Origin of the sequence: Lapidilactobacillus wuchangensis (genome assembly GCF_003946645.1) — a bacterium.
GTDB classification, from domain to species: Bacteria; Bacillota; Bacilli; order Lactobacillales; family Lactobacillaceae; genus Lapidilactobacillus; species Lapidilactobacillus wuchangensis.
Genome location: NZ_RHOU01000001.1, coordinates 298,039 through 318,632, shown reverse-complemented (window position 1 = coordinate 318,632; position 20,594 = coordinate 298,039). Strand labels below are relative to the sequence as shown.

The window sequence follows — 20,594 nt, the reverse complement described above, 5'->3', positions numbered from 1 at the left end:
GGTTGAACGATGCCTGAATTTTCCGTCTCGGTTGAAAACTTACTCGCGCTGGCTCAAGAACAAGAGCAACAACAGCAATACTTACAAGCATTGACCTATCTAAAACAAGCTTATGAATTAGATGATCAAGCCGCGGTGACTTTACATTATTTACAAGTTGCATTGGCTGCCGATAAGTTGGTCCTGGCTCAAGAACTGCTAGCCACAACGACGATGATCGATTATTTTTGCCAAGAACATGATTTGGAAGGTTATCGGCAACTATTGTGGCAAGCTCATGGCTATTTGTTGGTTGATCAGGCGCCAGATGTCTTTACCAGTCAGGACTATCAACTGTCGCCAGCTGAACAAACGGCGACACAACAATGGCAAGCAAAATTAGCTCAAGTTATTGTTGCGCCAGAGCAGTTACAACATGCCAACGATTTGTTGAAGCAGGCGTTGCTGAAACCTTTGGCTGATCATCAGTTGAATTTGGCGCCGCTATTAAGTTTGCCACCGTCAAGCTATGTTCAAGTAGTTCAACCAATCTTGCAGAATCCGTTGTTGCTGCCATTTTTGCGAATGCAAATTCTCGTTAACCTGCAACGTTTAAGCCGGCCAGTAACTGTTAGTTTATTTTGGCGAGGACAATTGCGTCAGCTGACCAATAATGAGTTATTGGCCGTTGATCAGTTGCCAGTTTATCAAGAAATGATGCAGTATTTAACGACACAGTTGGACAGCGGACAGTTGGTTTATTCAAATTTGAGTTTTGCCCAAAGCAATCTGGTTACTTATTTGTTATTAACATATCCTTTTTGCGAGCAAGAACTGAGGCCGTTATCAAATTGGCAAGAATTCTTAACGACTGGCCAAGTGGCGGCGGATTTGTCGTCGGCAGCTAAAGACCAAATTGCCTTTTGGCAGGAGCAAGAACAACAGTTATTACGGGCCGCTAATCAGTAAATCGTGCCCAAATTGTTGCTAAATGACGAATTTTGTTAAAAAAAGCAATTTTTCCTCGGAAAAGGTATTTACAATCTCGCTAACTCTCCGTATAATCAGAAAGGAATATTTCCTTTGCGGAACATGGTTTTTCTGTGCGGGAAGTAGTATAATTAATCATAGAGAATTTTCGGCGTCAACCATGCAAGCGTCGATTCTTCTTGCAATATTACAGGAGGTTCATTTTATAATGGCAGAAAAAGAGCATTACGAAAGAACTAAGCCCCATGTAAACATTGGGACTATCGGCCACGTCGATCATGGTAAAACTACCTTGACAGCCGCTATTACAAAAGTGTTATCTAAGAAGGGTCTCGCTAAAGCAGAAGATTACAATCAAATTGATAACGCTCCAGAAGAAAAAGAACGTGGTATCACAATCAACACTTCTCATATCGAATACGAAACTGAGAAGCGTCACTACGCTCATATCGATGCCCCAGGACATGCTGACTACGTTAAGAACATGATCACTGGTGCTGCACAAATGGACGGTGCTATCTTAGTTGTTGCTGCAACTGATGGCCCTATGCCACAAACACGGGAACATATCTTGTTAGCTCGTCAGGTCGGCGTTAACTACTTAGTTGTCTTCTTAAACAAGACTGACTTAGTTGATGATGACGAATTGATCGACTTGGTAGAAATGGAAATCCGTGAATTATTATCTGAATACGATTATCCTGGTGACGATATTCCTGTTATCCGTGGTTCAGCTTTGAAGGCTCTTGAAGGCGACCCAGAACAAGAAAAAGTTATCGAAGAATTGATGGATACTATTGACGAATATATCCCAACTCCAGTTCGTGACACTGACAAGCCATTCTTGATGCCTGTCGAAGATGTCTTCACTATTACTGGCCGTGGTACAGTTGCTTCTGGTCGTATCGACCGTGGTACTGTTAAGATTGGTGACGAAGTTGAAGTTATCGGTTTGAAGCCTGAAATCTTGAAGTCAACTGTTACTGGTCTTGAAATGTTCCGTAAGACTTTGGATCTTGGTGAAGCCGGCGATAACGTTGGTGTACTTCTTCGTGGTGTTAACCGTGATCAAGTAGAACGTGGCCAAGTTTTAGCTAAGCCGGGTTCAATCCAAGTTCATAACAAGTTCAAAGGCGAAGTTTATATCTTGAGTAAAGATGAAGGTGGTCGTCATACACCATTCTTCTCAAACTATCGTCCTCAATTCTACTTCCATACTACTGACGTTACTGGTGTTATCGAATTACCAGAAGGCGTTGAAATGGTTATGCCTGGTGACAATGTCACTTTTGAAGTAGACTTAATTGCACCAGTTGCTATTGAAAAAGGTACTAAGTTTACTGTCCGTGAAGGTGGACGTACTGTTGGTGCCGGTCAGGTAACTGAAATCTTAGACTAATCTATTAGTTGATGATTCTAAAAACTCGCTTAGGCGAGTTTTTTTGTACATAAAATTGCAATAGATGGTCGTCTTAATTGGGTTTAAGTCGTTTCCTAGTAGGTTAGTGACAGGTCCCAGCGATTTAGAGGGTGTGGAATATGGTGACGTCAAGTCTTTCCTAATTGGTGAGGTGGTGGCGGCGCAATTTGAGGGGCGTGGAACGCCATGGGCATTGATCTGAGCTTATTGCTACGCAACAATCTCAGATACAAGCCTTATTCTAACCGCTAAAGCGGCAAGAATAATTTCATGGCTGACGCCAATTGCGCCGCCACCACCTGATGAAACTAACTAAATTGAGCACCACTATTTGGCCGAACCAGATTGTGGTGATCCAAAAACGGTGTGACAATCTCTACTGAGAATAGAGTTGCCACACAGCCTTTTTTTTGCTACTTAACTATTATTACTGTTTGAATTGAGTTACTGAATCCCACGAACATTGCGTTAAGTACTAACAAAGATGAAATGCACCGCTTCAACTCCAGACGGCGTGGAGGGATCTTGGCGTCAGCCGCCAAATTATTGTTGGTGCTTTAGCACTTACAATAAGACCTGGATTGATGACAATTTGGTTTGTAATTGGCATCAATCAGTGTCGGCCGCGTTCCACGCCAAGCAGCCCGGAACAGAGTCAGACGCTATTCTGTTTGACTGTCATTACTAACGCCTGCTGGAGCCTTACTGGTGCACCTCCATGACGGAAGTCGGCAAAGCAAGAGCTAATCAAACAATTGACTTTTAACGCAATAATTCTATAATAAAAAATCAATAGCGCTACAATTAAAAAACAATCAGGTGATGATCAGCATGTTTACTTTTAGTCAGTTTCAAATCCAAGACCATCTTATCAAGCTTGCTTATCCAGATGAGGATTATGCGGCAGGACTTTACGAACAAGTTGTTGCAAATCGTGACGAATTTAGTCGCTGGTTACCTTGGGCGACGCTCATGAACTCCGCGGCTGATGAGGCCAAATTTTTGGCGCATGCCCGGGCTGAAATTGCCACTAACGATTTAATTTTGGTGGTGATTTTAGTCGATAATCAACCGGCGGGAATGTTGGATTTGCACAATATTAGTGCGCTTAATCGCCAAGGCGAAATTGGCTATTGGTTAGCAGCTGAGTTTCAAGGCCACGGCATTATGACCGCGGCTTTACTGAATTTTGCTGATAAATTGTTCACCACAGGTAACTTTCATAAGCTATTACTGTTAGCAGATCAGGCCAATCACAAAAGTCGGGCCGTGGCCACTCGCTCTGGCTTTCGGTCGGTTGGTCAACTAAAAGAGCATCTATTCTTGGCTGGTAAATTCGATGATGCGGAATTATTTGAGCTAGTTGGTCCGTTGCCAAAGCCCGCTGAATTTAATTAATTTGTGGTTGTGACCGAAATTAATGGTAAAAGCTGGTCGGTTTGACGGAATTATACTAAAAACCCGCTATTTATCTAAGTTATGAGAAAGTTTCATTTACTTTTTTTGGCAAATAAGATACTATTAATAAGTATGAAAAACAGATAGACGTAATATATCGGAGGTAAATTTAATGACGGCCACATGGGAGAAAAAAGGCACCAATGATGGTGAACTCACTTTTGAAATTGATGTAAATAAAATCAGTGATGGTTTAGACCAAGCATTTAAACGTGTTAAGAAGAACTTGAACGTACCTGGTTTCCGTAAGGGTAAAGTGCCCCGCGAAGTTTTCAACCAAATGTACGGTGAAGCTTCATTGTACGAAGATGCATTAAACATCTTGTTACCAGATAGCTATGAACAAGCAATTGCTGAAGCTAAGATCGAACCCGTTGCTCAACCTGAAATCAGTGTTGAAAAGATGGATCCTAAAGCACCTTGGGTAATCAAAGCTAAAGTTACAGTTAAGCCAGAAGTTAAATTAGGCGACTACAAGGGTATCAAAGTACCTAAGGAAGACACTGAAGTAACTGATGCTGACGTTGATGCTGAATTAGAAAAGCGTCGTCAACAACAAGCTGAACTTGTCTTAAAAGAAGACGGCGTTAGCGAAAAAGGCGACACAGTTGTGATTGACTATGTTGGGACTGTTGACGGTGAGAAGTTTGATGGCGGTAGCGCTGAGAACTATTCACTTGAATTAGGCTCAAATAGCTTTATCCCTGGTTTCGAAGATCAATTAATTGGTCACAAATCTGGCGATGAAGTTGATGTTGTCGTAACTTTCCCAGAAGATTACCAAGCTAAGGAATTAGCTGGCAAAGAAGCTCACTTCGCAACAACTGTTCACGAAGTTAAAACTAAAGAAGTTCCTGAATTAGACGATGATTTCGCTAAAGATATTGACGAAGAAGTTAGTACTTTAGTTGAATTAAAAGCTAAGATCAAGGACGAATTAGCTAAGAACAAGAAAGAACAAGCTGAATCTGCAAAGCAAGAAGCTGCCATTAATGGTGCTGTTGCCAATGCTGAAATCGTTGACTTACCACAAGCCATGATTGAAACAGAAATTCATAACCAAATGGATCAATATTTAGGCAATATGCAACGCCAAGGTGTTAACCCTGACATGTACTACAAATTAACTGGTACTTCTGAAGACGACTTACACAAACAATTTGAACAAAATGCTGATCAAAATGTTAAAACTAACCTTGTCTTAGAAGCAATTGTTAAGGCTGAAGATATTGAACCAAGTCAAGAAGAAGTTGACAAGGAAATCAATGACCTAGCAGCTGAATATAACATGGAAGCTGACGCTGTACGGAAAGCTTTGACTGACGATATGTTGAAGCATGATATCGGTATCAAGAAAGCTATCGACATTGTGACTGACTCAGCCGTCGAAGAAGATAAATAAGCGTTTCAAGTTTTTAATGGAGAAGGCTGAACGTAGGGTTCAGCCTTCTTTTATTCAGTTGTCCAGCCTATCCAGACAAATAACTTTACAAGGTGAACAGAATCGTGTTATGATTCTACACTAAATTAAGTGAATAAAGGTGGACAGATAATGTTTGATAACATGCAGACCACAGGAACGGTTAAATGTTCTTTTTGTGGGAAAACTCAAGATCAAGTTAAAAAAATCATTGCTGGACCTGGCGTCTATATTTGTAATGAATGTATTGATCTCTGCAAAGATATTTTAGATGAAGAGTTGCAAGCAGATGCTGCTGAACAACAAATCGATGTACCACGTCCCCGTGAAATTCTTGACTTCTTAAACGAATATGTCATTGGCCAAGATGATGCGAAAAAGGCACTCTCAGTTGCCGTCTATAACCATTACAAGCGGGTTAACCATATGTTGACTGCTGACAAGGGTGAGACTGAATTACAGAAGAGTAACATCGCTTTAATTGGGCCAACTGGCTCTGGTAAAACCTTCTTAGCGCAAAGCTTGGCACGAATTTTAAATGTCCCATTTGCAATTGCTGATGCCACAACTTTAACTGAAGCTGGTTATGTCGGTGAAGATGTTGAAAATATCTTATTGAAGTTGTTGCAAAACGCTGACTATGATGTTGAGCGCGCGCAAAAAGGGATTATCTATATTGACGAAATCGATAAGATTGCCAAGAAGAGTGAGAATGTCTCAATTACGCGTGATGTTTCTGGTGAAGGTGTGCAACAAGCCTTACTGAAGATTCTTGAAGGGACGATTGCTAGCGTGCCACCACAAGGCGGTCGCAAACATCCGCAACAAGAACTGATTCAGGTTGATACAACTAACATTTTATTCATCGTTGGTGGGGCGTTTGACGGTATCGAAAATATCATTCGTAACCGACTAGGTGAACAAGTGATTGGCTTTGGTGCGGTTAATGAGCAAAAGCAAAAGATTGCTGATTCGGCGCACATCATGCAACAGGTTATTCCTGAAGACTTAATGAAGTTTGGGATTATTCCCGAATTCATTGGTCGGATCCCAATTATCACGGCCTTAAATAAATTGGATGAAGACGATTTGGTTAAGATTTTGACTGAACCCAAGAATGCTTTGGTTAAGCAATATCAGAAATTAATCGAATTGGATGATGTTCAATTAGAATTTACGCCAGCCGCTTTGAAGGCAATGGCTCATGAAGCAATCGCCCGCGATACTGGTGCCCGTGGCTTACGAGCAATTATGGAAGAAGTTATGCAGGATACAATGTTTAACTTACCTGAAGAAAAAGATGTGGCTAAAGTGATTGTTACGAAAGAGGCCGTTGAAGGCACTGGCAAACCTGAATTAGTTCATCAAAGTGAAAAAGCTTCGTAAACAAATAAAACCACTTTGCAAATTAATGCAGGTGGTTTTTTTATTAAATTAAATGTTAAAATAATAAGCAACGAGTGAATGTAAAGGAGGGGCAAAATGCAAGTTAAAGATATCGAATTATTAATCAGTGCGGTGGCCCCAGCACAGTATCCCAAAAATCAATTACCAGAAATTGCCATGGCTGGTCGCTCTAACGTTGGTAAGTCGTCGGTGATCAATCGCCTAGTTCAACGCAAGGGCTTTGCGCGCACCTCAAGTCAGCCAGGTAAGACGCAGACTTTGAATTTTTATCAGATCAACCAAGATATGAATTTAGTCGACGTGCCTGGTTATGGCTATGCCAAAGTTTCTAAAAAACAACGGGAACAATTTGGCAAAATCTGTGAAGCTTATTTTCAAGAACGTGAAACTTTAAAAGGGGTCATTCTGCTAGTTGATGGTCGTCATGATCCTAGCGAAGATGATCAACTCATGTACGACTTTATTCGTTATTATGAACGACCTATTTTGGTAGTGGCCACTAAAATGGACAAGGTGACGCGTAATCATCAAGCTGGTAGTTTGCAACGGATTCGCAAGGTCTTACAAGTGCCTAAATCGGATTTAGTGTTACCTTCTAGTGCGTTAGCAAATACTGGTTATGAGGATATTTGGCGTTGGATCGAACAGCGAATCGCGAAATAGGTAGTGTAGTAGCAGTATTGTGCTAAGTCTTCCCCAATTGGGAGAGGTGGTTGCTGGGCGATTGTTCTGGCGTGGAACGCTGTGGTCGTCGATTTGAGCTTATTGCTAACGCAACAATCTCAAATGCGAGACTTATTCTAAGCGATAAATCGCTAAGAATAATTTCACAGCTGACGCCAATCGCCCAGCAACCACCCAAGTAAATTTACAGAACTGATGACCACTAATTAGAAAACCAAATTAATGTAAGCTAATAGGCCTGTTTGACAATTTTTCTGGATAAAATCAGAAAGTTTGTCAAACGGGCCTTTGTAATACTATTCGGTTGTGAAAAAAATTTGAATCAAGCTGATTAGTCCCACTAAATTGGCTCAGATCAGTGTCGGCCGCGTTCCACAACCAGCAAGCCCGCAATGCAGTCAGACACTGATCTGTTTTAAACGCCTCACCAGGTTCTAATTGTTTTGAACTTAGCTTTAATCAGTATCGACCAAGATCAAAAATAGTGGCATACAACCAAATCTAATACTGTACTAGTCAGCAACAAAGATTACTTATTTTTTTCCGCTTCGTCTGATTTTTTCTCAGCTTTGGCTTGCTTATCTTGGTCGGCCTTGATTGTTTGAGCCATGACGCCATCTTTTTTATCGTCAGGCAGGGTGGCAAATTTATCGAAAAGACTTGTTAGTTTATCATCACGTTTTACTGTTATAGCCATGGGTGTCACCTACGCTTTCTTACTGCTAGCATACCACGGTTTACGCCAAGATAAAAAGAATTTTTTGTGAAATCAAAAATAGAATAAATATTCATAAATAACTTTTATTTCCGAATGATATTGCATATTTATAAATTTAATGCTATACTTTCTTCATTACTTACAGTGGGTGTGAACATGAAAACAATTTTAGCAACGAAACAATTAGAAAAAAAGTTTGGCGATAATTTAGTATTAAAAGGTATTGATTCAGAGGTTCAGGCGGGACAAGTAATTGTCGTGATCGGCCCTTCAGGTAGTGGTAAAAGTACTTACTTGCGCTGTTTGAATTTATTGGAACAACCGACAGCTGGCGAAGTCTTATTTGAAGGCCAAGAATTAAATCAACTGTCAGAAACTGAATTGGATAAAGTTCGCGAAAAAATGGGCATGGTGTTCCAATCATTTAATTTATTTGCGAATTATTCAGTTTTAGATAACGTTAATTTGGCACCACTAAATGTGCAATCATTAAATAAGGCCAATGCCAATAAGCAAGCACTGGCACTTTTGGAACAGGTTGGCCTGGGTGATAAAGCAGCAGCAATGCCCAGCAGCTTGTCAGGCGGTCAACAACAACGGGTGGCCATCGCGCGGGCGTTGGCGATGCATCCTGATGTGATGTTGTTTGACGAACCGACCTCAGCTTTGGATCCGGAAATGGTTGGCGAAGTGCTAAATGTTATGAAGGAGTTAGCTCAAACTGGGATGACCATGGTAATCGTCACCCACGAAATGGGCTTTGCTAAAAACGTGGCCGATGAAGTTTGGTTCATGGATGATGGCCAGGTCATTGAGAAGGGGACGCCAACGCAAGTATTTGACCATCCTCAAGAACAACGGACTCAAGACTTTTTATCAAAGGTACTCCAAAGTTAGACCACTTAAAAAGCTATTTTAAATCCACGGGCACTTAAAATAACTGACTTGAAATTAGTAATCAACTATATTTTTAAAAGCGAACATATTATCGTATAATAGTTAACAGGAAACTGTTAACTATTTTTTTACGTCTGCGGACGTTATTAAGTTGGAGGTGAGCCAGTTGGCCTCAGAACATCTGGAACATAAATTAGCACTACTCCCTGATTTGCCTGGTTGTTATTTAATGAAAAACTTAAATGCCCAAGTCATTTATGTTGGCAAGGCGAAGAATTTAAAAAATCGGGTCCGCTCTTATTTTAAAAGTAGTCACACTGGCAAAACAGAACGGTTAGTCGCAGAAATTGTCGATTTTGAAACAATTATTACTTCAACCAATAAAGAAGCGTTCTTACTTGAGATTACTTTAATTCAAAAATATAAGCCTTATTATAATATTCGCTTGAAGCAAGGCGGAAATTATCCTTATATCAAAATCACCAACGAGCGTGATCCAATCATGCAAATCACTGGTGAAATCAAAAAAGACGGTGCTTATTATTTTGGGCCTTATACCAATGTTTACGCTGCTGAAGAAACCATGCATTTTTTGCAGAAAGTTTACCCTTTGCGGCGTTGTGCCGGGCATTTAGGGCGGCCGTGTTTGTATTATCATATGGGCCAGTGTTTGGGCGCTTGTTTCCGCGAGGTGCCTGTTGAAGAGTATCAGCAACAAATCGAGCGGATCAAACGGTTTTTAAATGGTCATGTGGATGTGATCAAACGCAAATTAACCCGGGAGATGCAGGCAGCCTCAACTGAATTGCATTTTGAGCGCGCGGCAGAATTGCGTGATCAGTTACATTATATTGCTGCCACGGTTGAGAAACAGAAAATTATTTCTAATGATCATACTCCCCGTGATATTTACGGTTTTTATGTGGATAAGGGTTGGTTGTCGGTGCAAATTTTCTTCCTGCGGCAGGCGCGGTTAATGAAGCGGGTCAAGCGCTTGTTCCCTTTGGTGACTGATGATCCCATGGAAGCATTGGGTACCTTTATCTTGCAATTTTATAGTCGTAAAGATAATGTGTTGCCACGAGAGATTCTGGTGCCAGCTGGCGTAGAAAAGGATGTGCTGGAAGAAATCCTCCAGATTCCTGTGCGCACGCCAGCTCGTGGTCAGAAGAAGGCTTTGCTGGATTTAGCCAATAAAAATGCCAAGCTCGTCTTGGATGAGAAATTTCGCTTGTTAGAGTTAGATGAGCGCCAAACTTTGGGTGCCCAGAACGAAATTCTCAGCGCCTTGGGCTTGCCAGATGGTCATGTCCTCGAGGCCTTTGACCATTCTCATATTCAAGGGAGTGAGCCGGTTTCGGCCATGGTTAGTTTCCTGGATGGTCGTCCTGACAAACATAGTTATCGTAAATACAAGTTAAAAGGTGAAGTTGAGCATCAGAATGGCGCTGACGAAGCGGCCAATACTCGTGAAGTGATTCGCCGGCGCTATTTACGGTTACTAAAGGAACAGAAGCCATTACCTGATTTGATTTTAATGGATGGTGGCATTATTGAAATGGAAGCCGCTGAAGATGTGTTGCGTAATGAATTGGATTTACAAATTCCTGTGGCTGGCATGGTCAAAAACGATAAGCATAAAACAGCCCAGTTAATTTATGGCCCAGATGCGCAGCCCGTTCATTTGGATCCCAAGTCGCAAGGCTTTTATTTGTTGCAACGAATTCAAGATGAGGTCCATCGATTTGCGATTACCTTCCATCGCCAAAGTCACAGTAAAAACGCGTTGTCATCGCGGTTGGAGACCATTCAAGGGGTTGGGCCGAAAACTCGGACTAAGCTGTTGAAACATTTTGGCTCGATGAAGAAAATCAAGAGTGCCTCATTAGAGGAAATTCAAGAACTGGGCATTTCCAAAACTGTTGCTCAGACAATTAAATTAGCGATTCAATAAACGATATTTTGCCAATGAGAAAAACGTTGATCGATTTGATGATCAACGTTTTTATTTTGGTCAGGATTAAGAACGGCGGCTGGTCAGCGGGCCTTAAGCAGGGTGTGGGCAAGTTGGGATAGAACGATAATGACCAGAATCCCTAGGAAACCACTCCAAAAAGAATGAGTGCCATATTTTAGCCACAAGAAACAGGCCGCGATTTCTAAAGTGAAAATTATATACTTCATCAGTCAAACAACTCCTTAGTCCCCCGGAGTGACTTTAGTTTAACTTAGACAGTAAAAAAATTAAAAAAATTTGCTTAGACAATTGAATATTTTAAATACGCTATTTGGTATTTTGTCCGACAAATCGGGATTTTCAAATTGAATATTATTACTTTTAATGAATAAAAAAACAATTTAAGAAAAAATAGTGCATATTTATAAATAATGCGGTATACTATTCCTATCATATTTGGAAGAGGAAGATTTCGATGAAGCAAATCAAACATAAATTATGGGCCTTAATTGCCTTAGTCATGATTTTATTAGGGACGTTGGGGACGCTGCCAACTCAGAATACACAAGCAGCAGCAACGGACCCGACCTTAACTGCCATTAAGAAACGGGGCTATATGGTTTTAGGGGTGTCAGCTGATTATCCACCTTATGAATTTCACAAAACCATTAATGGCCAAGACAAAATTGTCGGCTTCGATATTTCGCTGGCTCGGCAAGTAGCCAAAGATATTGGCGTCGAATTACGGATCAAAGAAATGGGCTTTGATTCTTTATTGGGCAGTTTAAAGACTGGTAAGGTCGATATGATCGTCTCAGCAATGACGCCAACACCAGAACGGGAAAAGGAAGTTGCTTTCTCGAAATCATACCTGACAGTTGCGCAAAAAGTCGTTGTTCGGAAGGGCGAAGAAAATAAATATCGCAGCGTCATGGATTTTAAAGGTCAAAAAGTCGGTGTTCAAAAGCAAACGACCCAAGAAACCACGGCTAAAGACGAAATGACCGATGCTAATGTGGTTTCGTTGGAGAAAGTGACTGACTTAATTCTTAACTTGCAACAAAAGAAATTAAGCGCCGTGGTTGTTGAAGCACCGGTGGCTGATGCCTATGTGCAACAAAACCAGGCGTTAACTTTAGCTAATATTAAATTTACCAATTCTGATTATGACTGTGCGGTGGCCGTTTCTAAAGATGCGCCAGCTTACTTGGCATCAGTGAATAAAACCATCACCAAAGTTCAGAAAAATGGTCAATTTAAAGAATGGCGTAAAGAAGCCAATGCCCAAATGTTTAGTAAGCAGAATTTCTTCCAGGCTTATGGCAGTTATTTCTTAAAGGGTACTGGAATTACAATTGTTTTAACGATTATTGGGGTCTTCTTTGGTAGTTTATTAGGAACTTTATTGGCATTAATGAAGCGGGCTAAAAATAAAATTGTTAAGGCAATTGCCATTGTCTATATTCAATATTTTCGGGGTACACCGTTGCTAGTTCAAGTGTTCATGATTTACTTCGGAACCCAATTATTGCATCTTAATGTATCTGCCTTCGTTTCAGCAGCCGTCGCCTTGTCACTGAACTCTGGGGCCTATGTTTCTGAAGTGATCCGTTCGGGGATCGAGTCAGTAGCAAAGGGTCAAACTGAAGCTGCTCGGTCATTAGGTTTATCACGGAAACAAGCGATGCGCCTAGTTGTTTTACCACAAGCAGTTAAAACGATTTTGCCAGCCTTGGGTAACGAATTTATTTCCCTACTGAAGGAATCAGCCATCGTCAGTGTGATCGGTGTTGGTGAATTAATGTTCCAGACGAGTGTGGTCCAAGGCTCTAGCTTCAAGCCGTTCTTACCACTTGTGATTGCTTCCTTGATTTACTTCGTCTTAACACTGTTGTTATCCTTGTTATTGAAGTATTTCGAAAAGAAATTGCATGCCAAAGATCCATTGAAAAAGGCAGCAGAGTAAAACAAATAGCTATCTAAAAGGGTGTGTTGGTGTTTTATTGACCAATACACCTTTTTACTAGGGGCCAGAGCAATTTATGATACAAATCTAAAACGGAATGGCGTCTGACTCTGTTCCGGCCGCGTTCCACAACCAGCAAGCCCGCAATGTAGTCAGTACAAGTTTTGTTTCTAAGCTATGCCAAGACTTTTTAAAAATATACGCTAACAATGCTAAAATAAAAGATGTTATCAATCGATGAACAAAGGAGCTTTTTAGATGTCGGGACAAATTCATGAATTAGATGCCGAGAATCACGGTGCTAAGTTAAAATTAGATGAAACTAGTGCACCAGAAATTCGCCAAATGATGCAAGCTATTGTTGATTTTCGCCATGAAAAAGGCTGGGATACTAGTAATTTGAAGGATTTGGCCATTGCTTTAATGGGTGAGACCAATGAAGTGTTGGAAATTTTCAAATGGCATCCAGAAAATGAGCCTTTATCTGACCGTGATTTGGCGCATTTACAAGAAGAATTAGCAGATGTCCAAATTTACGTTTACGATATGTGCTGGGCTTTAGGTTTGGATCCGCTCAAATTGATTCAGGCCAAGCATCAGGTTAATCAAGGTCGAACTTGGCCAGAATAAGGGTGCTACTTTACCCAACCACATCTTGCAACCCGGCTAAATTGCCGGTATAATGCGAATTAACGACCATTTATGAAATGAGGATTATTAATTTGATTACAGTTAGTGATGTCAGTTTGCATTTTGCCGATCGCAAATTGTTTCAGGATGTCAATATTAAATTCGTGCCAGGCAACTGTTATGGCTTAATTGGGGCCAATGGTGCGGGCAAATCGACTTTTCTCAAAGTTTTATCAGGGGAAATTCAACCGTCAACTGGTGCCGTGACTTTAGGCCCTAACGAACGTTTGGCCACGTTAAAACAGAACCATTTCGATTATGATGAATATACGGTCATGGAAACGGTCTTGATGGGCCACACGACTTTGTACGAGATCATGCAGGCTAAAGACGCTATTTACAACAAACCAGATTTTGATGAGGCTGACGGGATTCGTGCCGCCGAATTAGAAGCCGAGTTTGGTGAAATGGGTGGTTGGGAAGCTGAAGGTGAAGCCTCACAAATGCTGCAAGGGCTGAACATCCCCGAAAGTTTGCATCAAGAAAAAATGGCTCATTTAACAGCCGGTCAAAAAGTGAAAGTTTTATTGGCACAAGCGTTATTTGGTCGGCCTGATGTGCTGTTACTTGACGAGCCAACCAACGGTCTTGATGTTGCTTCAATTGACTGGCTGGAAGAATTTCTGATCAACTTTGAGAACACCGTGATTGTGGTGTCTCATGACCGTTATTTCTTAAATAAAGTTTGTACTTATATGGCCGATCTTGATTACGGTCAAATCAAACTTTATGCCGGTAATTATGATTTCTGGCTGGAATCATCACAGCTGGCTCAGAAGTTAATGGCAGATCAGAATGCTAAAAAAGAAGAAAAAATCAAGGAACTGCAAGACTTTATTGCGCGTTTCTCGGCCAATGCCTCTAAATCTAAGCAGGCCACTTCCCGGAAAAAGATGCTTGATAAAATCACTTTAGATGACATTCAACCAAGCTCACGGCGTTATCCATTTATCAAATTTGTGCCTAATCGTGATATTGGGAATGATCTGTTGCAAGTTGATAATTTATCGGTGTCGATCGATGGTAAGAAAATTCTTGATCAGGTTAGCTTCATTCTGAATAAGGATGACAAAGTGGCCTTTCTGGGCCAGAATGATATGGTCACAACGACTTTATTCAAAGCAATTACTGGCGAAATTACTCCCGACTCAGGCACGATTACCTGGGGTGTGACGACTAGTCAGGCTTATTTACCAAATGACTTTAACCAAATGTTTACGGAACCAACGCCAATTTTGGATTGGCTGCGGCAATTTGCGGAACCTGGTGAGGACGATAATACCTTCTTACGTGGTTTCTTAGGCCGGATGTTATTCTCCGGTGATGATGTGCTGAAGTCAGTCAATGTGTTGTCTGGTGGTGAGAAAGTTCGGGTCATGTTGGCGAAGTTAATGCTGTTGAAAGCAAACGTCCTGTTACTGGATGATCCGACGAACCATTTGGACTTGGAATCGATCACGGCGTTAAACGATGGCTTAATTGATTATCAAGGCGCGATTCTCTTTGCCTCTCATGATCACCAGTTCATTCAAACGATTGCGAATCGGTTGATTTACTTGACTAATCATGGTGTTGTTGATCGAGCAGAAACCACTTATGATGAATTCCGTAATAATCAGCAAGTGCAACAACGAATTGCTGAATTAAGCGGCGCGGAAAGCTAAACAACTAACCTGAACCAAAGCTAAGCACAAAAAATAAACATGAAGTGACTAAACACGTTGATGGGCTAAAATCAACGTGTTTTTGTCTGGTTATTATCAGCGTCCGTAACTAAAATCAAAAAAACAATTTGACGCTTGGAAAAGAAAAGCGTTATGGTATTAATTGAATTATTTTTATTCAGGTTTGAATTTAAGGGGTCTTAGATGTGAAGGAAACAACGACATTATCACGTAAAACGATTTTATTAATGGCAATTGTCACTGGCGTTATTGTGGCTAATTTGAATTTTATTCAACCAATTGAGAATTTAATTGCGGTTGATTTCAACTTAAGTAAATCAGTGGTTGGCGCTTTGGCGATGGTGACTCAATTAGGTTATGCCTTTGGGTTACTGCTGATTGTGCCACTAGGGGATATTTTTGACCGCTATCATTTGATTCAAGTGATGATTATTCTATCGATTGGCTCGCTGTTGTTGGCCTTCTGGGCGCCGAATGTGGCCGTCTTTAGCGTGGCAACGACTTTAATTGGGATTACCTCAGTGGCACCGCAAATTATTATTCCTTATGCTGGCTATTTAGCACCCAGTGACCAACGGGGGAAAGTTCTCGGAATTGTACTGAGTGGTTTATTAACGGGGATTCTTTTGTCACGTTCCTTCAGTGGCTTGTTAGGCAGTATTGTGCCTTGGCAAGATATTTATTTGATTGCTGCCGGAATCGACTTGATTTTTCTGGTGATTGTTCATCTTTATTTGCCGCGAGATGCTCGGGGTCATCAGAATTTACATTATTGGCCGGTAATTCAAACTTTACCGAAACTTTTCCGCCAACAAAAAGCCTTACGTGGTTCAGCCATCAATGGTTTTTGCATGTTTGGCATGTCTAATGTGCTCTGGTCAACGCTGGCTTTCTATTTAGCTGCTCAATATCATTTGGGCAGTAATGTGGCTGGCTTATTGGGACTTTTAGGAATTGCTGGTGTAATTGCCGCACCGTGGATCGGTAATTTAATTGATCAACGGTCGCCGCGGTTAACCGTTGGATTAGGGATGATTTTTTCCGGGATTGCTTTTGTTGTTTTTTGGCTTCTGGGAGTTTGGTTAATTGGCTTAATTGTGGGGATTATTCTGTTAGATTTAGGCACGCAGTTTAGTCAGGTTTCGAATCAAGCGATTGTCCAATCGCTGAATCGTCATGAGAGTAGTCGTAATAATTCAGTTTTCATGTTCAGTTATTTCTTGGGTGGTTCCCTGGGCACGTTAACGGCCACAACAGCTTGGAGTCATGCTGGTTGGACCGGTGTCTGCTTAGTGGCGGTAGTCTTTCTAATTATTGCTTTAGTCGCGCACTTCGTCATTGGCGAACCAGAAAAGTTAGGGCAAGAAGACGATTAGCAAGTTGTCACTCTGGCGCTAAAAATGGTCGGTCAATGTTGACAATTGACCATTAAATGATTGTCTGGCAGTCAGATTTTGGTCTGGTAGTTTGTGTACGCAGCAGTCGATCACGACAACAAAAAAGCGTTCAACAAAATTCGCAATGAATTTGTTGAACGCTTTTTGAATGATTATTAATTAATTGACAGATTTAGCTTTTTTATCAGTTAAACCATTTTGTTCGGCCGGGAGGGGTTTCTTCCACAAACCGAGAATAATTGCGGAGATAACGGATCCAACAATAACGGAAATCAGGTAGCCCAGCTTGTGATCAGCTAAGGGAAGGACGAACAAACCACCATGAGGCGCTGGTACGTTAACACCTAACGCTTGTGATAAGCCACCACCGATGACGGCACCAATCACACTAGAAGTGATGACCCGCAATGGATCTGCAGCGGCGAAAGGAATGGCACCTTCAGTAATGAAAGAAATCCCTAAGATATAATTACTTAAACCAGAATTACGTTCATCTTTGGTCCACTTGTTAGGCCAAATCGTCGTTGCTAAGGCAATGGCCAAAGGTGGCACCATCCCACCAACCATGACAGCGGCCATTAAAGCACCGTTTTGGGTAGTTTCAAAAGCACCAATGGCAAAGACATAAGCGGCTTTGTTGAAAGGACCACCCATATCAACGGCCATCATTCCGGCTAACAAGGCACCTAAGACAACGGCATTTGCTGTACCCATGTTATTTAAGAAGTTGGTAATTCCTAAATTAATAATCCCGAAGATTGGATCAACAATGAAGTACATAATCGCTCCGGTAAGAATTAGACCAAGAATCGGGAAGATAAAGATTGGCTTTAAACCATCCAGCGACTTCGGCAGATTCTTGAATAGTTTCTTCAAGAAGACCACTAAGTAACCAGCAATGAAACCAGCAGCTAAACCACCTAAGAAACCAGCCGGACTCTTAGAACTAATGAAGCTCATGCTAGCTTGGCTGGCCATGTAACCACCAACGAAACCAGGCATTAAGGCCGGACGATCACCAATTGCTTGGGCAATGTAGGCTGCTAAAACAGGAATTAAGAAACTGAAAGCAGCATTCCCAATTTGATTAGGGAAGATGTACCACATGGATTTGTCGCCAGTGAATCGTTCAATCAAGAAGGAAATGGCCATGACGATCCCGCCAGCAACAACGAATGGCAACATATTGGAAATCCCATTCATTAATTGACCATAAATTTTATGACCAGCACTTTCTTTATCTTGATCGTTAGTGGCAGCAGCGGCACCGTCACCCTTAGCTTGATAAATCGCGCCTTTTTCTTCGAGGGTTTGTTCGATTAATTCATGGGGTTTTTTAATCCCATCAATGACCGGACGATTGATCAAATGTTTGCCAGCAAAACGGTCCATTTCGACCTTTTTATCAGCGGCAATGATGACACCAGTTGCCCGCTTAATATCGTCGGCAGTTAACTGATGCTTAACACCTTCAGAACCATTAGTTTCAACTTTAATGTCAACACCCATTGCTTCGGCTTCCTTGATCAAGGCTGCTTCGGCCATGTAAGTGTGGGCAATCCCAGTCGGGCAGGCCGTTACCGCAATGACATAAGGCTTGTCAGCAGGTGCGGCTGTTTTAGCAGCACTGGCTTTGGCTGCTTCAGCCGCTTCGTCAGCTTGGTCTTTGGCATCTTTAGCAGCTTGAGCATCGCCGAATAATTGTTGAACTTCTTCAGGTGTCTGGGCTTTTTTAAGAGCGGCAACTAAGTCTGGATCGATTAGTAACGATGACAAGGTTGAAAGTGCCTGTAAATGAGCGTTGTTGGCACCAGCTGGTGCGGCGATCATGAAGAATAGATGAACTGGTTGTTGGTCCAAGGCGTTGAACTCAACCCCAGCATCACTTTTGGCAAATAAAACAGCGGCGCGAGTAGCAGCATCAGTTTTCGCATGAGGCATGGCAATGCCATCGCCAATCCCAGTTGTGGATTCAGCTTCACGCTTTAAAATAGCCGCTTTGTATTTGTCGGCATCACTGACGATACCGACTTGATGATAGCGGTCAACCATTTCATCAATCGCAGCTTCTTTAGTCGTTGCTTTCAAATCCATGATCATTGCGTCTTTGACTAATAAATCTTGAACTTTCATTTAAATATACCTCCCAATACTGAATTGTTTAGTTTAAGCAATTGTGGTGATTTTAATTTGGGGACGAATCGCTTCAATTTGATCGCGATCAGCAATGTCTTCGGTGAAGGCCGTGGCACTGCCGCAAGCCAAGCCATAATTGAAAGCTTGGACGGGATCGTGATGCTGACTGAATTCGCCAACGAAGCCAGCAATCATTGAGTCGCCAGCACCAACGGAGTTCACAACTTGGCCTTTTGGTGCTGCTGAATGATAAATGTGATCAGGTGTAATCAAGTAGGCACCAGCACCAGCCATGGAAACAAGCACATGTTGGGCACCTTTTGCCAATAACTGCTGGCCATGGGTAATTAAATCGGCGTCATCTTGGAAAGTCGTGTTGAATAAGGCGGCTAATTCATGATGATTGGGTTTAATCACGAGGGGACGTTCTGGTAAGGTATCCAGCAAAGCTTGGCCAGTTGTATCAACAACAAACTCACCATGTTGGGCCTGCACCAACTTAATCAATTGATGATAAAAGTCAGTGGGTAGACTAGGCAACAAACTACCAGACATGACGACAATATCACCAGGCTGTAGTTGCTTAAATTGGTCTTTAAAGGCTGCAATTTCTGTGGCCGTAACTTCTGGACCAGCAGCGTTAAGCTCGGTTTCCACATCTGCTTTGAGTTTAACGTTGATTCTCGAATTGGCGGCAATTTTAGTGAAGTGTTGATTGATCTGCTTTCGTTGTAATTCACTGGCAACAAACTCACCGGTGAAACCACCGAGAAACCCCCAAGCTTGGTTAGGTACAGTCAATTGGTTGAGGATTTGCGAGACGTTGACGCCTTTGCCACCGGCAAGAAAGACGGTTTCATCAAGACGATTAACAGCGCCTAATTCCAGTGGCTGGCGGTTACGCATAATATAGTCAATTGAAGGATTGACCGTAATGGTATAAATCATTTGCTCAACTCCTTAATGTTTTTTTGATGATATTGATCACGAATTGTTGCTGGTAATGCAGTCGTCACCACAGCGGCGAAGTCACGAATGTTGCCAAAAGTAGCAAAGGCAATTTCTGAGAATTTCGAAGCATCGGTTAATACCACGGCACTTTTCGCTTGGCGAACGGCTTGCTGCTTCACATCAGCCTCGTCAACATCAGGTGTTAGTAAATCGCCACCTGGTGTAATTGCATTGACGCCTAACAGTGCCAAATCAAAGTGATATTTATTTAAAGTTTGCACTGCGGTCATGCCGACTAAAGCTTGGGTATTGGCTTTGAGTTTGCCACCAGTCAAATAGGTTGCAATGCCAGTCTCAGCTACGGCACCGGCAGTAACAATACTATTAGTCACGACGGTCAGTTCTTGGAAATCTTTTAAATAGGGAATGATTTCTTGAACCGTTGTGCCCGCGTCCAAATAGATGAACTGTTGATGATGTAAATAATGTTGGGCCACGTAAGCCGCCACTTGTTCTTTATCAGAACGATGTAATTGCTCACGCTCGGTTTGATTACGATCGGCAGTTAGATGAACTAGCAAGCGAGCGCCACCATGAATTCGCTCAAGTAACCCTTGCTTCTCCAGTTCGTCTAAGTCACGTCGAATCGTCGACTCTGATGCATCTGTTAAATGAACCAACTCATTGATCTTACAAATGGGTTGCTGACTTAAGCGATGCAAGATGATTTGATAACGTTGCTCGGTTAGCATTAACTTTCACCTCATGAATGATTCTAACCGCTTTCAAAACGAAAAGCAACCTTTTTCTGTCAAAAACTATCAAAAAAAGTTATTTAT

Annotated in this window: 17 protein-coding genes; 13 read left to right on the top strand and 4 right to left on the bottom strand. The window is 41.7% G+C overall.

Translation table 11 applies throughout. The features are described 5' to 3' along the window. Positions 1 to 9 precede the first annotated feature (9 nt). The 7 genes from EKM82_RS01310 to yihA all read left to right on the top strand — a co-directional run bounded on the left by EKM82_RS01310 (position 10) and on the right by yihA (position 7,337). A complete protein-coding gene (locus tag EKM82_RS01310; protein WP_125766526.1) occupies positions 10 to 948 on the top strand; it encodes a hypothetical protein in 939 nt (312 codons plus the stop codon). A 229-nt stretch (positions 949 to 1,177) separates the two neighbouring features. Beyond that, on the top strand, positions 1,178 to 2,368 hold the full coding sequence (gene tuf, locus EKM82_RS01305; protein WP_125766525.1) for an elongation factor Tu: 1,191 nt from the start codon (positions 1,178 to 1,180) through the stop codon (positions 2,366 to 2,368). A 535-nt stretch (positions 2,369 to 2,903) separates the two neighbouring features. Further along, positions 2,904 to 3,077, top strand: a complete 174-nt coding sequence (locus EKM82_RS11210; RefSeq protein WP_164508042.1) for a hypothetical protein — start codon at positions 2,904 to 2,906, stop codon at positions 3,075 to 3,077. A 143-nt stretch (positions 3,078 to 3,220) separates the two neighbouring features. Further along, the gene (locus tag EKM82_RS01300; RefSeq protein ID WP_164508041.1) at positions 3,221 to 3,787 is read left to right on the top strand and encodes a GNAT family N-acetyltransferase; all 567 of its coding nucleotides are present in this window, start codon (positions 3,221 to 3,223) and stop codon (positions 3,785 to 3,787) included. Positions 3,788 to 3,959: 172 nt separating this feature from the next. Then, entirely contained in the window at positions 3,960 to 5,249 is a 1,290-nt protein-coding gene (tig, locus tag EKM82_RS01295; protein ID WP_125766523.1) for a trigger factor, read from the top strand. A gap of 150 nt (positions 5,250 to 5,399) precedes the next feature. Continuing rightward, on the top strand, positions 5,400 to 6,653 hold the full coding sequence (clpX, locus tag EKM82_RS01290; RefSeq protein WP_125766522.1) for an ATP-dependent Clp protease ATP-binding subunit ClpX: 1,254 nt from the start codon (positions 5,400 to 5,402) through the stop codon (positions 6,651 to 6,653). 96 nt (positions 6,654 to 6,749) lie between these two features. After that, entirely contained in the window at positions 6,750 to 7,337 is a 588-nt protein-coding gene (gene yihA, locus EKM82_RS01285) for a ribosome biogenesis GTP-binding protein YihA/YsxC (RefSeq protein ID WP_125766521.1), read from the top strand. Positions 7,338 to 7,887: 550 nt separating this feature from the next. On the opposite strand, the gene EKM82_RS11205 is transcribed toward yihA, so the two are convergent. Beyond that, positions 7,888 to 8,055, bottom strand: a complete 168-nt coding sequence (locus tag EKM82_RS11205) for an SPJ_0845 family protein (RefSeq protein ID WP_164508006.1) — start codon at positions 8,053 to 8,055, stop codon at positions 7,888 to 7,890. Positions 8,056 to 8,232: 177 nt separating this feature from the next. Here EKM82_RS11205 and EKM82_RS01280 point away from each other — a divergent pair, with 177 nt between their 5' ends. From EKM82_RS01280 to EKM82_RS01255, 6 genes are all read left to right on the top strand, one after another. After that, positions 8,233 to 8,973: an amino acid ABC transporter ATP-binding protein gene (locus EKM82_RS01280; protein ID WP_125766520.1), complete on the top strand. Its 741-nt coding sequence runs from the start codon at positions 8,233 to 8,235 to the stop codon at positions 8,971 to 8,973. A 166-nt stretch (positions 8,974 to 9,139) separates the two neighbouring features. Further along, entirely contained in the window at positions 9,140 to 10,927 is a 1,788-nt protein-coding gene (gene uvrC / locus EKM82_RS01275; RefSeq protein ID WP_125766519.1) for an excinuclease ABC subunit UvrC, read from the top strand. Between the two features lie 478 nt (positions 10,928 to 11,405). Next, positions 11,406 to 12,896 (top strand): ABC transporter substrate-binding protein/permease, encoded by a 1,491-nt coding sequence (locus tag EKM82_RS01270; RefSeq protein WP_125766518.1) that lies wholly within the window; start codon positions 11,406 to 11,408, stop codon positions 12,894 to 12,896. A 258-nt stretch (positions 12,897 to 13,154) separates the two neighbouring features. Beyond that, positions 13,155 to 13,526: a nucleoside triphosphate pyrophosphohydrolase family protein gene (locus EKM82_RS01265; RefSeq protein WP_125766517.1), complete on the top strand. Its 372-nt coding sequence runs from the start codon at positions 13,155 to 13,157 to the stop codon at positions 13,524 to 13,526. A gap of 92 nt (positions 13,527 to 13,618) precedes the next feature. Then, entirely contained in the window at positions 13,619 to 15,250 is a 1,632-nt protein-coding gene (locus tag EKM82_RS01260) for an ABC-F family ATP-binding cassette domain-containing protein (RefSeq protein WP_125766516.1), read from the top strand. A 248-nt stretch (positions 15,251 to 15,498) separates the two neighbouring features. Further along, entirely contained in the window at positions 15,499 to 16,647 is a 1,149-nt protein-coding gene (locus EKM82_RS01255) for an MFS transporter (protein ID WP_125766663.1), read from the top strand. 180 nt (positions 16,648 to 16,827) lie between these two features. On the opposite strand, the gene EKM82_RS01250 is transcribed toward EKM82_RS01255, so the two are convergent. The 3 genes from EKM82_RS01250 to EKM82_RS01240 are packed head-to-tail and all read right to left on the bottom strand — an operon-like array spanning position 16,828 to position 20,507. Further along, positions 16,828 to 18,801 carry a PTS fructose transporter subunit IIABC gene (locus tag EKM82_RS01250; RefSeq protein WP_125766515.1) on the bottom strand — a complete coding sequence of 658 codons (1,974 nt, stop codon included), beginning with the start codon at positions 18,799 to 18,801 and terminating at the stop codon, positions 16,828 to 16,830. 33 nt (positions 18,802 to 18,834) lie between these two features. Continuing rightward, the gene (pfkB, locus tag EKM82_RS01245) at positions 18,835 to 19,752 is read right to left on the bottom strand and encodes a 1-phosphofructokinase (RefSeq protein WP_125766514.1); all 918 of its coding nucleotides are present in this window, start codon (positions 19,750 to 19,752) and stop codon (positions 18,835 to 18,837) included. Beyond that, positions 19,749 to 20,507 (bottom strand): DeoR/GlpR family DNA-binding transcription regulator, encoded by a 759-nt coding sequence (locus EKM82_RS01240; protein WP_125766513.1) that lies wholly within the window; start codon positions 20,505 to 20,507, stop codon positions 19,749 to 19,751. Before EKM82_RS01240 ends, pfkB begins: the two co-directional genes overlap by 4 nt. Between the last annotated feature and the right edge of the window lie 87 nt (positions 20,508 to 20,594).

Coding starts and splice junctions, on each gene's coding strand:
- EKM82_RS01310 (WP_125766526.1), top strand. CDS start 10: ATGCCTGAATTTTCCGTCTCGGTTGAAAACTTACTCGCGCTGGCTCAA.
- tuf (WP_125766525.1), top strand. CDS start 1,178: ATGGCAGAAAAAGAGCATTACGAAAGAACTAAGCCCCATGTAAACATT.
- EKM82_RS01300 (WP_164508041.1), top strand. CDS start 3,221: ATGTTTACTTTTAGTCAGTTTCAAATCCAAGACCATCTTATCAAGCTT.
- tig (WP_125766523.1), top strand. CDS start 3,960: ATGACGGCCACATGGGAGAAAAAAGGCACCAATGATGGTGAACTCACT.
- clpX (WP_125766522.1), top strand. CDS start 5,400: ATGTTTGATAACATGCAGACCACAGGAACGGTTAAATGTTCTTTTTGT.
- yihA (WP_125766521.1), top strand. CDS start 6,750: ATGCAAGTTAAAGATATCGAATTATTAATCAGTGCGGTGGCCCCAGCA.
- EKM82_RS11205 (WP_164508006.1), bottom strand. CDS start 8,055: ATGGCTATAACAGTAAAACGTGATGATAAACTAACAAGTCTTTTCGAT.
- EKM82_RS01280 (WP_125766520.1), top strand. CDS start 8,233: ATGAAAACAATTTTAGCAACGAAACAATTAGAAAAAAAGTTTGGCGAT.
- EKM82_RS01270 (WP_125766518.1), top strand. CDS start 11,406: ATGAAGCAAATCAAACATAAATTATGGGCCTTAATTGCCTTAGTCATG.
- EKM82_RS01265 (WP_125766517.1), top strand. CDS start 13,155: ATGTCGGGACAAATTCATGAATTAGATGCCGAGAATCACGGTGCTAAG.
- EKM82_RS01255 (WP_125766663.1), top strand. CDS start 15,499: ATGGCAATTGTCACTGGCGTTATTGTGGCTAATTTGAATTTTATTCAA.
- EKM82_RS01250 (WP_125766515.1), bottom strand. CDS start 18,801: ATGAAAGTTCAAGATTTATTAGTCAAAGACGCAATGATCATGGATTTG.
- pfkB (WP_125766514.1), bottom strand. CDS start 19,752: ATGATTTATACCATTACGGTCAATCCTTCAATTGACTATATTATGCGT.
- EKM82_RS01240 (WP_125766513.1), bottom strand. CDS start 20,507: ATGCTAACCGAGCAACGTTATCAAATCATCTTGCATCGCTTAAGTCAG.